Origin of the sequence: Actinoplanes sp. NPDC048988 (genome assembly GCF_043197815.1) — a bacterium.
Classification (GTDB): Bacteria; Actinomycetota; Actinomycetes; order Mycobacteriales; family Micromonosporaceae; genus Actinoplanes.
The window spans coordinates 340,522-353,693 of record NZ_JBICTW010000001.1 but is presented as its reverse complement, the minus strand read 5'-3'; the positions used below and the strand labels follow the sequence as shown (position 1 = coordinate 353,693).

Here is a 13,172-nt window from a genome sequence, read left to right as displayed (position 1 = left end):
ATAGCGCGCATATCAAACTATCCGCGCAAACGCAACCCTCGAGGCGTGGCGCGGAAGCCGGCGGCGGTCAGCGCGTCCCGCAACGGGGACGCGTGGACCGACTCGCCGTCGGCGCGCTCGACCGACATCACGCCCAGCGCGCCCGAGCGCACCGACGCGGCCAGGGCCTGACCGGCGGCGATGAGCTGCTCCGGGTCGTCCAGGAAGGACAGCAGGGTGCGGCCGCCCCGCTCGACGTACAGGACCAGCTCGCCGCCGACCAGCACGACCAGCGCCCCCGCCTTGCGGCCGGGCCGGTGGCCGGCTTTCGCGCCCGGCTCGCCGTCACCACTGTCGACGACCCGTTCCGGCCAGGGCAGGGCGGCGCCGTACGGGTTGGCCGGATCGGTCGCGGCCAGCACCAGCGCCGCCGGGCCGGTCCGTTTGGCCAGCTCGGCCGGCTCGGCCAGGGCACGCAGCCGGTCGACCGCGCCCGGCACGGCGAACTGGGCCGCGCCCAGCCCCTCGACGAAGTACCCGCGCCGGGCGGCGCCTCGCTCCTCGAGGGCGCCCAGCACCGGATAGACCGCGGCGAAACCACCGGTCACGCCCTCGGTCATGACCGCGCCCCGGGTGACCACGCCGTGCCGCTCGAGCAGCAGGTCGGCCAGGGCGGCCGCGCGCCGGGTCGGATCGAGGTCACGCTCGGGCAGGCGGGACCAGCGGCCGGCCATGTTCGGCGGCCCGCCCCGGGCCGGCATCGACGGGCGGCCCGGACGCCGGTAGCGGGTACGGGCCGGGGCCGCCTTGGCCTTGTGGGCGCCGCTGCCGCCGAGCAGCGCCCGCAGCGGGGCGAGCGTGTCGTTGGTGAGCTGCCCGGCCCACACAAGATCCCAGACGGCCGAGGCCAGCGCCTGGTCGTCGGTGGACCGTACGCGGTCGGAAAGAGACCGGAAGAACAACGCCTGGCCGTCACCCAGCGCCTCCAGCACCTCCTGGTGCAGCGGCGTCAGCGCGAGCTCCTCGTCGGCCGGTGGCAGCAGGAGCGGAGCGCTGTCGGCGTAGACCAGCGAGACCCAGCCGTCGTGGCCGCCGATCGAGCCGGACCCGGCCCACAGCACCTCGCCGCTGGCGCACAGCTCGTCGAGCTGCGGCGGGGCGTAGTCGGCGACCCGGGCCGGCAGCACCAGCCGTTCCCAGGCCGAGGCCGGCACCGCGACGCCCTGCAACTGCTCGATCGACGCGGCCAGCGCGTCGATGCCCCGGGCGTTGCCGCCGATCTGATGCCAGCGCGGCAGGAACGCGGCCAGCACCCGCGGCGGCACCGGCTCGATCTCGCGGCGCAGCGCGGCCAGCGACCGCCGGCGCAGCATGCGCAGCACCTCGGCGTCGCACCACTCGGTGCCGGCGCCGCCGGGGGAGAACTCGCCCGAGGACACCCGGCCGGTGGCGCTCAGCCGTTTCAGCGCCTGCTCGACCACGAACACGCCCAGCCCGAACCGGGCCGCGCAGGTGGCGGCGGCGAACGGCCCGTGGGTACGCGCGTAGCGGGCGACCAGATCGCCGAGCGGGTCGGCCACCGACGCCAGATACGCCTCGGGCAGGCCGACCGGCAGCGCCACACCGAGCGCGTCGCGGTAGCGGCCGGCGTCGTCGATGCCGATCCAGCGCTCCTCGCCCGCGATCCGGACGCGGATCGCCCGGCGAGCCGTCTCCAGTGTGGACAGCCACGACTCCTCGACGCCGCGCACGGCCAGCTCGGCCGGCGCCAGGTCGCCGAGCAGCCGAAGCAGCTCGGCCGCGTCCTCGGCGTCGCGCGGCTGCCGCTGGCTGGTCAGCCACTGCAGCTGCGCCTCGGTCTCGCCGACCACCTCGGGGTCGAGCAGTTCCCGCAGGTCGACCCGGCCCAGCAGCTCGCCGAGCAGGGTGGAGTCGAGCGCCAGGGCGGCGGCCCGCCGCTCGGCCAGGGGCGCGTCACCCTCGTACAGGAAAGCGCCCACATATCCGAAGAGCAGCGACCGCGCGAACGGTGACGGGCGCGGGGTCTCGACCTCGACGAGCCGGACCTTGCGGCCGGCCACCTCGCGCATCAGCCCGACCAGGCCGGGCACGTCGAAGACGTCCTGAAGGCACTCGCGCGCGGCCTCGAGCGTCACCGGGAAGTCGGCGAACTCGCGGGCCACGTCGAGCAGCTGGGCCGAACGCTGCCGCTGCTGCCAGAGCGGCTGCCGCCGCCGCGGGTCACGCCGGGGCAGCAGCAGCGACCGGGCCGCGCACTCGCGGAACCGGGACGCGAACAGCGCCGACGTGCCGACCGACTCCTCGACCAGCTGGGCGATCTCCTCGGGGTCGAACGCCACCAGGTCGGCCCCGGGCGGCTCCTCGGCGGTGTCGGGCAGCCGCACCACGATGCCGTCGTCGGACGGCATGACGGCGCCGTCCACCCCGTACCTCTCGGAAAGCCGCCGCCCGATCGCCAGCGCCCAGGGCGCGTTGACCTTGGCACCGAGCACACAGTGGACCGTCATCCGCCAGTCGCCGAGTTCGTCGCGGAAGCGCTCGACCACGATGGTGCGGTCGTCGGGCAGGTTGCGGGTGGCCTCGCGCTGCTCGCGCAGGTAGGCCAGCAGGTTGTTGGCGGCCCACTCGTCGAGACCGGTCTCCCGCAGGGTGGCGGTGGCCTTGTCGTCGTCGGCCCGGGTCAGCGTGCGCAGCTGCGCCCCGATGGCCCGGCCCAGCTCGATCGGGCGGCCCGGCGAGTCGCCCTTCCAGAACGGCATCCGGGCCGGCGCCCCGGGCGCGGGGGAGACCAGCACCCGGTCGGGGGTGATGTCCTCGATCCGCCAGGAGGTGGAGCCGAGCAGGAACACGTCGCCGACCCGCGACTCGTACACCATCTCCTCGTCGAGCTCGCCGACCCGCGACGCCCGCTCCGAGCCGGCCAGGAAGACGCCGAACATGCCCCGGTCGGGAATGGTGCCGCCGCTGGTGACGGCGAGGCGCTGGGCGCCGGGCCGGCCGGTCAGCTCGTCGGTGCCCCGGTCCCAGACCAGGCGAGGGCGCAGCTCGGCGAACGCGGTCGACGGGTACCGCCCGGAAAGCATGTCGAGCACCGCGTGCAGGGCCGAGTCGGGCAGCTCGGCGAAAGGCGCGGCCCGCCGGATCAGAGCCGCGAGCTCGTCGACCTGCCACGCGTCGAGCGCGACCATGGCCACGATCTGCTGGGCCAGCACGTCGAGCGGGTTACGCGGGTAGCGCAGCTCCTCGATCGCGCCGGCGCTCATCCGGTCGGCCACCACCGCGCACGACACCAGATCGCCGCGGTGTTTCGGGAAGACGACGCCGCGCGAGACGGCGCCCACCTGGTGGCCGGCCCGGCCGATGCGCTGCAGACCGGCCGCGACCGACGGCGGCGCCTCGATCTGCACCACCAGGTCGACCGCGCCCATGTCGATGCCGAGCTCGAGGCTGGACGTGGCGACCACGGCGGGCAGCACGCCCGATTTCAGCGCCTCCTCGATCTGTTTGCGCTCCTCGCGCGAGACACTGCCGTGGTGAGCCCGGGCCACGACGGGCGGGGCGCCGCCGGCCTGTCCCGATTGGGCCATCACTTCCGCCGGCGGCTTGGCCGGCGCCGGCACAGGTTCGCCCGCCCGCTCGGCGGCCAGCTCGTTGATCCGGGCGCAGAGCCGCTCGGCGCCGCGCCGCGAGTTGGTGAAGACGATCGTCGAGCGGTGGGCCTCGATGAGGTCGAGCACCCGCTCCTCGACGGCGGGCCAGATGGACGGCGTGTGGCGACCGGCGCCCGGATCGTCGAGATCGGTGTCGGGCACCTCGTCGAGCCGCGTCATGTCCTCGACCGGCACCTCGACCGCGACCTCGATGGTCTTGGCGGCCGGCGGCTGGACGATCTCGACATCCTGCGCGCCGCCGAGGAAGCGCGCGGTCTCGTCGATCGGCCGGACCGTGGCCGACAGCCCGATCCGCTGCGCCGGGCGCTCGAGCAGCCCGTCGAGCCGCTCGAGCGAGAGCGCCAGATGGGCCCCCCGCTTGGTGGCGGCGACCGCGTGCACCTCATCGATGATCACCGTCTCGACACCGCGCAGCGAATCCCGCGCGGCCGAAGTGAGCAGCAGGAACAGTGACTCCGGGGTGGTGATCAGGATGTCGGGCGGGGTCCGCTGGAAGAGCCGCCGCTCGTCGGCCGGGGTGTCGCCCGTGCGCATGCCGACGGTGATGTCGGGCGGCGGAACCCCGAGCCGGCCGGCGGCCTGCCGGATGCCGGTCAGGGGCGCGCGGAGGTTGCGCTCGACGTCCACCGCGAGCGCCTTGAGCGGGCTCACGTAAAGGACCCGGCAGCGCCGCCGTGGATCGTCCGGGACCGCCTCGTGGGCCAGCCGGTCGAGCGACCAGAGGAAGGCGGCCAGCGTCTTGCCGGAACCGGTCGGCGCGACCACGAGGGCGTTGCGGCCGGCACCGACCGCCCGCCACGCGCCGGCCTGGGCGGAGGTGGGCGCGGCGAAGGCCGCCGTGAACCACTCACGCGTGGCCGGCCCGAACTGCTCCAGGACTTCTTTCACAGCACCCATGCTGCCTCGGGGGTACGACAAAAACGCGCCGGACGATGGCGTAGGTCACCAACCGAGGGATATATATGGACGCCAGTCGAAGAGGAGGCCCCGTGTCCCGACTCGCGCGCCTCGCCGCGGCAGCGGCCGTGCTGGCCACGACCATGCTCGGCGCGACCCCCGCGACAGCCGCTCCCACCAGCGGTTATGTCCGCCTGGCCCACCTCTCGCCGGACACGCCGGCGGTCGATGTCTACCTCAAATCGGACTCGGGGGCGGTCGCCCCGCAGACATTCCGCGCGGTGGCGTACGGCGACATGTCGCAATATCTCCGTCTGCCGACCGGGACCTACCAGGTGGCGATGCGCAAAGCCGGCGCGCCGGCGACGGAAAACCCGGTGATCACGACCGAGGTCGGCGTCGAAAATGGTGGTGCCTACACGGTCGCCGGCGTGGGCCGCTTCGCCGACCTGGGCCTGCGCATCATCGAAGACGACCTCCAACTCCCCGACGCCGGCAAGTCCAAGGTCCGCGTCATCCAGGCCTCGGTGAAGGCCCCCGTCCTCGACGTGGCGGGCCGGAACGGCGCCACAATCGCCGACGGCGTCGAGTTCGCCACCACCACGGCCTACAAAGAGGTGAACCCCGGCAGCTGGAGCGTCCGGGTGGTCCCGACCGGCGGCGGCCGCACCAGCGAGCTACCGTGCACGCTGGGCGCCGGCAGCGTCTACTCCCTGATCGTCCTGGACGACCAGAACGGCGGCCTGAAACCCCAGCTCCACGTCGACGCCGAGCGCCAGGGCACGGTCCCCTTGGGCGGCGTCGCCACCGGCGCGGGCGGCACGGCCCCACGATCCCCACTGCCGGGCGCGCTGCTGGCCGCCGGCTTCGCCGCCTTGGCCATCGGCACACTGACGGCCGCCCTCCGCCGCCGGCCCCATTAGGCGTACGAGGTGACCCCCACCGACCCACCAACCCCCGACCCGAACGCCGCCCCCACCGACCTCGGTGCCGCTACGCCGGGCGCCACCGGCCCGGACCTCGGCCGGCCTGACGCTTCCATGCCCGGCGCCACCGGCCCGGACCTCGGCCGGCCTGACGCTTCCACGCCCGGCGCTGCAGGGCTCGACCTCGCCCGGCCCGACTCCGCTGCGTCCAGCGTCACCAGGCCCGACTCCGCCCGGTCCGACTCCGCCCGGCCCGACTCCGCCCGGCCCGACTCCGCCCGGCCCGACTCCGCCCGGCCCGACTCCGCCCGGCCCGACTCCGCCCGGCCCGACTCCGCCCGGCCCGGTGCCTGTGCCGGTGCGTCTGGCGGCGTCAAGCCTCATCCCGCCGGGCTTGGCGCCTCTGCGCCCGAGCCCACCCAACCTGGGGCGGTTCGGCCTGGCGTCGTCGAGCTCGCCGCGACCAAGCCCGGGGGCGCCTTTCGAGGTTCGGCGGCGGTCGGTAAGCCGGACGTTGCCAGGGGCTTTGCCACGGTGCCGGGAGCGCTCTCCGTCCCTCGCCCTCGGTCGAGCCCTTCCAAGGCGGCCACGCCCTTTTCCCGCCGGGTCCTTCCGAAAGGTGCGGCGGCCGAGGTGCCGGGTTCGCCCGCTTCGGGGGCGCTTGTCGTTTCTCCGCCTTTGCGGGCGGCGACTCCCGCGTCAGCGATGCCGGCCGGGAGCGACGTCGTCGGGCCTGTCACCGGCCCGGCCGGCCCGGGCGAACGTGGGAACACGCCGGAGGGCCCTGGTGGAGGCGGCAACGGCCCCGGTGAGGCGAGTGGATCGGTGCCCGCGTCTGCGGTTGGGGGTCTTGCTCGTCGCGTACCAGATAGGAAAGCGCGACTCGCCCTGCCCGCGCTGGCCGCGACGGTGGCCGCGCTTCTGGCCGGCGGCGGATATCTCGCCGTGAGTGACCGGGCGCCGAAGGCGGATGACGGTCGATCCGTGCTCGCTGACGCGCCCGGCTCCGCCGGATTGGCAGATCCCGCGAATTCCGGCGACCGCCGAGCCGACGGCACGGCCGGGCCCGCCGAGGCCGCCGAGCCCGGTGCCGCTGAGCCTGACGCCGGGCCTGATGCTGGGTCTGCGGGTGCTGGTTCCGTGGGCGCCGGTTCTGTGGGGGCCGGTTCTGTGGGGGCCGGGTCTGGTGACGGTCGCCCACCCGGTGATCCGTTTGGGGCGGTGGCTGGGCTGGCGAGCGGGCAACCCACCCGGCTGCGGGTTGCGGCGATCGGGGTCGACACGCCGCTCGAGACGCTCGGGCTGGGTGCCGATGGCGCTCTGCGGCCGCCGGAGAGCTTTGGCCAGGCCGGGTGGTACGCGGAGGGGACGGCGCCCGGAGACACCGGCCCCGCGGTGATCGCCGGGCATGTCGACTCGAAGGCCGGGCCGGCTGTCTTCTACCGGCTGCGTGAGGTGAAGGCCGGCGACCGGATCGATGTCGTGCGCGGCGGCCGGATCGTGCGGTTCACTGTCACGTCGTCACGGTGGTACCCGAAATCTGATTTTCCGACCCGTGAAGTCTATGGACCGACACCCGATCGGCAGCTGAGGCTGATCACGTGTGGCGGGGTCTTCGATCGGTCGCTGCGGTCCTACCGGGACAACCTGGTGGTCTACGCGGTGGCCGGGTGATCGTCATTCCGCCGGTGGCTGGTGGCTGTCTATGGTGGAGATCGGTCGACGGCAGGGGGCGGGATGGCGGTCGAACGCATGCTCGTCGCCGGTCGGTATCGCCTGGGCGAGCCGGTCGGCGCCGGTGGCATGGGCCGCGTCTGGCGGGCCCGCGACGAGATGCTGGACCGGGATGTCGCCGTCAAGGAATTCGTGCCGCCCGAGTGGATGAGCGACGAGGAACGGGTCCGGCTCCGCGACCGTACGCTGCGTGAGGCGCGCAGCGCCGGACGGCTCAACCACCCGCATGTCGTGCGGATCTACGACGTGGTGCACGCCGACGGCCTGCCCTGGATCGTCATGGAGTATGTGCCTTCGCGCTCGCTCTACCAGGTCATCCAGGACGACGGTCCGTATTCGCCGGCGACCGCGGCGCGTATCGGGCTGGCCGTGCTCGACGCGCTCACCGCCGCGCACCGGGCCGGGGTGCTGCACCGCGATGTGAAGCCCCACAACGTGCTCATCGGCCACGACGGTCGCATCGTGTTGACCGATTTCGGTCTGGCCACGTTCATGGACGACGGGTCGGTGACCGGGCCCGGCCTGATAGTCGGCTCGCCGCAGTACGTGTCGCCCGAGCGGGCCCGCGACGGCACGTCCACGCCGCAGTCGGATCTGTGGTCGCTCGGGGCGACGCTGTACGCCGCGGTCGAGGGCCGTTCGCCCTACCAGCGCGAGAACGCCATGGCCACCCTGATGGCCCTGGCCACGGAGGAGCCGGATCCGCCGGTACGGGCCGGAATGCTGGGCCCGGTGCTGACCGGGCTCCTGCGGCACGAGCCCGAGGCCCGGCTGAGCGCGCCCGAGGTGGAGCGCCGGCTCCGGATGATCATCTCGTCGGCGCCCAGCCCGGGTCAGGTGGGCGTGCCGGCGCCGCGCCGGGCCAGAGCCGTCGTCGGGTCCGATATCGATCAGATCAGGGCGCCGGCTCGGGCGGCCGTGGCCGCGCTTCCGCCGCCGGATCCGCCGGACCCGCCGGCCAGCCCTTCGACCGCGCCGCGGAAACCGTTGATGGCCGCCGGGCTCGCATTGGTCACGGTGCTCGGTGTCGGCGGCATCCTGGCCGGTTATCTGGTGCAGCGCGACGAGGACACGGCGGCGCCCGCGCCCGTCTCGGCGCCGACGATCTCGCCTTCGCCCCTGCGGACGGTGACGGCCGGCTTCTCCCCGGCGACCTGCGACGTCGTCGCTCCGGAGAACCTTCCGGTCACCCCGCAGCGGTCCGCCGCCCGAGGGGTCAAGGGCTGGTCGCTGCTGGGCGGGTGGTCCTATTTCACGGACGGTTCCGGCTTTCACATGCCGGTTCCGGACGGCTGGACCTACCAGCGGATCGGTACGACGTTCTGCTTCCGCGACCCGGTCGGCACCCGCGTGATGACCCTGTCCCTCAACCGCGATCCGGCCGGCGATCCGGTCAAGGCCTGTCGCGCCGAGGCCCAGCGTCTGGTCCGCTCCGGCGCGCTGCCCGGATATCAGCAGATCGCCCTGGAGAAGAAGGAGCTGCTGAACAAGGCGGCCGACTGGGAGTACACGTACGTCACCGACGGCGCCCAGCGGCATGTGCGTACCCGCTGGCTGGCCACCGACAGCAAGGCGTACGCCATCAGCTGGGCCACCCGCGAGTTCGACTGGACCGCCGATCTGCCCAAGGTCAACATGGTGCTGAGCACGTTCTACGCCGATCGACCGGCCGGGTCGTAGCTCACAGCGATCACACAGCGGGACTTGCTACCGTCTCTCTTCATGATCGGCAGTAGTCAGCCGGGCTCGGCCCGGCTCCCCGTCGACCGTCCGCTCGCGTACGGACCTCCTCGGCCGTGTTAATCCTTACCGGCCTTCTCCTGGTAATCGTGGTGACCGCCGTCACCGGCTATTTCGTCGCGCAGGAATTCGGTTATGTCGCCGCCGACCGCGGACGACTTCGCCACGACGCCGCCCAGGGTGATGAGGCCGCCGCCCGCGCACTCAAAGTCACCGAACGCCTCTCCTTCGTGCTGTCCGGCGCCCAGCTCGGCATCACCGTCACCGCACTGCTCGTCGGCTATGTCGCCGAGCCGTACCTCGGTGAGGGTCTGGCCGACCTGCTCGGCGTGGCCGGCGTGCCGGCCGCCGTGAGCGTGCCCCTGTCGGTGGCGTTCGCCCTGCTCATCGCGACCGTCGTGCAGATGGTGCTCGGCGAGCTCGCGCCCAAGAACCTCGCCATCGCCCGCGCCGAGGCGCTGGCGAAGGCGCTCAGCCGCTCGACGCTGATCTACCTGACCGTCTTCGGCCCGGTGATCAAGCTGTTCGACAAGACCGCCGGCCGTCTGCTGCGCCGCATCGGCATCGAGCCGATCGAGGAGCTGCCCGAGGGCGCCACCTCCGAGGACCTCGAGCAGATCATCGCCGAGTCGCGGGCCAACGGTGGTCTCGACGCCGAGATGTCCACGCTGCTCGACCGCGGTCTCGACTTCCGCGGCCGGACGGCGGCCGAGGCCATGGTGCCCCGCGTCGACGTGCACACCGTGTCCCAGTCGGCGACCGCGGCCGACGTGGTGGCGCTGCTCGACACCCACCGCTCGCGGTTCCCGGTGCGCGGCGCCGTCCTCGACGAGATCGTCGGTGTGGTCGGCATCGCCGACATCCTGGCCATTGCGCCCGCCGACCGCGACAAGGTCGCCGTCTCCGAGGTGATGTCGGCCCCGATCCTGGTGCCGTCGTCGCTGCGGCTGCCGGCCGTGCTGGAGCGGTTGCGGTCCGCGCACCGCCAGCTCGCCTGCGTCGTGGACGAGTTCGGCGGCTTCGCCGGCATCATCACGCTCGAGGACATCGCCGAGGAGCTGGTCGGCCAGATCCGCGACGAGGACGACGAGGCCGAGCCCGAGCCGGTACGCCAGGACGACGGCTCGTGGCTGGTGCCGGCCCGCTGGCGGATCGACGAGATCACCGACGCGACCGGCGTCGACCTGCCCGTCGGCGACGACTACGAGACCGTGTCGGGCCTGGTCATGGCCCGGCTCGGGCGGGTGGTCCAGGCCGGCGATTCGGTCACCCTCGACGACGGTTCCCTGTCGGTACGCGTCGTGAGCGTCGACCGCCACGTCCCGCAGACCGTACGGATCAGCCGATGAACGTGCTCTGGATCGTCCTGTTGCTGGCCGGCAACGCCTTCTTCGTCGCGGCCGAGTTCGCGCTGGTGGCCAGCAAGCGTCACCGCCTCGAGCAGGCGGCCGCCGCCGGCAGCCGGGCCGCGCGCTCGGCGCTGGACGGCACCCGCGAGCTGTCGATGATGCTGGCCGGCGCCCAGCTCGGCATCACCCTGTGCTCGCTGGGCCTGGGCGCGCTGGCCGAGCCGTCGATCGAGCACCTGCTCGGCCCGGCCCTGCACGCCGTGGGCCTGCCCGAGATGGCCAGCCACGTGATCGCGTTCCTGATCGCGCTGATCGTGGTGACCTTCCTCCACCTGGTCATCGGCGAGATGATGCCGAAATCGTGGGCGATCACCGACCCGGAGCGGTCGGCCACCCTGCTGGCGCTGCCGTTCCGCGGCTTCGTCACGCTGGTGCGCCCGGCCCTGCGGGTGCTGAACGCGCTGGCCAACGCGGCGCTGAAACCGTTCGGCGTGCACGCCCAGGATCAGCTGGCGCAGGCGCACGGCCCGGCCGAGATGCGTATCCTGCTCGACCGTTCCCGCGCCGAGGGCCTGATCGAGGAGGAGCAGAGCGAGCTGCTGACCAGCGTGCTCGGCCTCGGCTCGCTCAAGGTGCGTGAGGTCCTGCTGCCGACGTCGCAGCTGGTCACGATCCCGGCCACGGCCGGCGCGGCCGAGATCGAGCTGGCCTCGCTGACCAGCGGCCGCTCGAGGATCGCGGTGACCGGCGCCGACGGCGACGTGATCGGCGTGGTCCACGTCCGCGAGGCCGTCCGGGCGACGGCCGCGGGCCGCGACGCCGAAGCCCGCGACCTGATGGAGCCGGCCTTCACGGTCGGCGCCGAGGTGAGCGTGGTGGAGGCGGTGGCGGCGCTGCGAGCGGGCCGCGCCCAGCTGGCGATCGTCTGCTCGGGCCCGGACCAGGTCGGCTTCGTGGCCCTGGAGGACCTGCTGGAGCAGGTGATCGGCCGTTTCGACGACGAGACGGACACCCCGGTGGCCGTCCCGTCGGCCAACTAGACCCGCCACCCCTGTCTGTTGAGTTGACGCACCGCCTTGTTCGAGGAGGAATGATCCGGTGGTTTTCAAGAAGATGATGCGCGCCTTCGGCGTCGGCGGCCCGTCCGTCGACACGGTGCTGGCGAACCCGAACACCCGTCCCGGGCTCGCCCTGGACGGTCAGGTGAACATCACCGGGGGCGACCACGACGTGCTGATCGACGGCGTCGTGCTGGGCCTGGTCACCCGGGTGGAGTCGGAGCACGGTGACGGTTTCGTCGAGTTCCACCGGCTGCCGGTGGCGGGGGCGTTCCAGCTGCACAAGGGCGAGAACCGGTCGCTGCCGTTCTCGTTCCCGATGCCGTGGGAGACGCCGATCACCGACGTCTACGGCCAGCGCCTGCACGGCATGACGATGGGCCTGCGCACCGAGCTCGCGGTGGCTAAGGCGGTCGACAAGGGCGACCTGGACCAGGTGGCGGTGCACCCGCTGCCGGCGCAGGAGCGGATCCTGGACGCGTTCGCCCGGCTCGGTTTCCGCTTCAAGAGCGCGGACCTGGAGCACGGCGGCATCTACGGCGTACGCCAGACCCTGCCGTTCTACCAGGAGATCGAGTTCTACCCGCCGCCGCAGTACGCCGGCGGCATCAACGAGGTCGAGGTGACTTTCATCGCCGACCCGCAGGGTGTCGAGGTCGTCCTGGAGTTCGACAAGCGCGGCGGCTTCCTCCAGCCGGGCCACGACGCGTACGGCCGTTTCCGCGTCTCGCACGCCGAGGCCGACACGACCGACTGGAACTCCGTGGTCGAGGGCTGGGTGAGCCAGGCCGCGGGCCGCTACCAGGGCCTGCGCAGCGCCGGCGGCTTCGGCGCCCCCGGCTTCGGCGGTCACGGAGGTGGCCACGGCGGGGGTTACGGCGCCCCGGGCGGCTTCGGCGGCCATGGCGGCTACCCGGCTCACGGCGGCGGTCACGGCTACCACGGCCACACCCGCCACCGCGGCGGCATCGGCATGGGCGGCGTAGCAGCCGGCGTGGCCGGCGGCGTCATCGGCGGCATGATCCTCGGCGAGGCCATGGACGACGCCTTCGGCGGCGACGACGAGGGCGACTTCGGCGACGAGTGACCCGAGCACCGGCGCCCCGCCCAGGCGGGGCGCTGTTGCCCGCGGGGCGCTGTTGCCGGCCGGGTCAGCCGACGCTGGCTGTGGCCAGCTTGATGCCGAAGCCGACGAACAGGGCGCCCACCCCGGCCGCGGCGCCGGCGGCCAGGCGGCGCCGGCGCTGGAACTGGCCGGCCAGGAACTTGCCGCCGAAGATCAGCGCCGTCAGGTAGAGCCCGCTGCACAACTGCACCACAGCGCCCAGCACCAGGAACGGCAGCACCGGATGCGCGTACCCGGGCTCCACGAACTGGATGAAGAACGACACGAAGAACAGGATCGCCTTCGGGTTGAGCAGGCTGATCACGGCCGCCTGCCGGAACGGGTGGCGAACCTCCTCGACCACCTCCGGCTCAGCGGACGAGGCCTTCCCCCGCCACCGCCGAATGCCGCCGCGGACGATGCCGAGCCCCACCCAGAACAGATAGGCCGCACCCGCGTACTTGATGACGGTGAACACCGGCGGATAGGCCCGCAGCAGCGAGGCCGCCCCGGCCGCGGACAGCGTCATCAGGATCGCGTCGCCCAGGAACACCCCGGCCGCCGCCTGGTAGCCGGCTCGCACTCCGCGCCGGGCCGCCGTCGACAGCACGAAGATCGAGTTCGGCCCGGGCAGCAGGATGATCGCGATGGTGCCCACCACGTACGTCCAGAAGTCGGTGACGCCGAGCATG

At 73.1% G+C, this 13,172-nt stretch carries 8 protein-coding genes; 6 read left to right on the top strand and 2 right to left on the bottom strand.

Features of this window, described 5'->3' with window-relative positions; translation table 11 throughout:
- Window positions 1–17: 17 nt before the first annotated feature.
- Window positions 18–4,568 carry an ATP-dependent helicase gene (locus tag ACGFJ7_RS01705; protein WP_392640215.1) on the bottom strand — a complete coding sequence of 1,517 codons (4,551 nt, stop codon included), beginning with the start codon at window positions 4,566–4,568 and terminating at the stop codon, window positions 18–20.
- A gap of 92 nt (window positions 4,569–4,660) precedes the next feature.
- On the opposite strand from ACGFJ7_RS01705, the gene ACGFJ7_RS01700 reads away from it, so the two are divergent.
- The 6 genes from ACGFJ7_RS01700 to ACGFJ7_RS01675 all read left to right on the top strand — a co-directional run bounded on the left by ACGFJ7_RS01700 (window position 4,661) and on the right by ACGFJ7_RS01675 (window position 12,462).
- Window positions 4,661–5,491, top strand: coding sequence for a DUF4397 domain-containing protein (locus tag ACGFJ7_RS01700; protein WP_360241753.1), 831 nt, complete (start codon window positions 4,661–4,663; stop codon window positions 5,489–5,491).
- 1,224 nt (window positions 5,492–6,715) lie between these two features.
- Window positions 6,716–7,168, top strand: a complete 453-nt coding sequence (locus ACGFJ7_RS01695; protein ID WP_392640212.1) for a class F sortase — start codon at window positions 6,716–6,718, stop codon at window positions 7,166–7,168.
- 63 nt (window positions 7,169–7,231) lie between these two features.
- Window positions 7,232–8,908 carry a serine/threonine-protein kinase gene (locus ACGFJ7_RS01690; protein WP_360241747.1) on the top strand — a complete coding sequence of 559 codons (1,677 nt, stop codon included), beginning with the start codon at window positions 7,232–7,234 and terminating at the stop codon, window positions 8,906–8,908.
- 116 nt (window positions 8,909–9,024) lie between these two features.
- Window positions 9,025–10,317, top strand: a complete 1,293-nt coding sequence (locus tag ACGFJ7_RS01685; protein ID WP_360241744.1) for a hemolysin family protein — start codon at window positions 9,025–9,027, stop codon at window positions 10,315–10,317.
- Window positions 10,314–11,357 (top strand): hemolysin family protein, encoded by a 1,044-nt coding sequence (locus ACGFJ7_RS01680; RefSeq protein WP_360241741.1) that lies wholly within the window; start codon window positions 10,314–10,316, stop codon window positions 11,355–11,357. The genes ACGFJ7_RS01685 and ACGFJ7_RS01680 overlap by 4 nt, the downstream gene beginning before the upstream one ends.
- A gap of 58 nt (window positions 11,358–11,415) precedes the next feature.
- A complete protein-coding gene (locus tag ACGFJ7_RS01675) occupies window positions 11,416–12,462 on the top strand; it encodes a sporulation protein (protein WP_392640209.1) in 1,047 nt (348 codons plus the stop codon).
- Window positions 12,463–12,526: 64 nt separating this feature from the next.
- Here ACGFJ7_RS01675 and leuE read toward each other — a convergent pair whose 3' ends face one another.
- The gene (leuE, locus tag ACGFJ7_RS01670; protein WP_360241736.1) at window positions 12,527–13,171 is read right to left on the bottom strand and encodes a leucine efflux protein LeuE; all 645 of its coding nucleotides are present in this window, start codon (window positions 13,169–13,171) and stop codon (window positions 12,527–12,529) included.
- Window position 13,172: the final 1 nt, after the last annotated feature.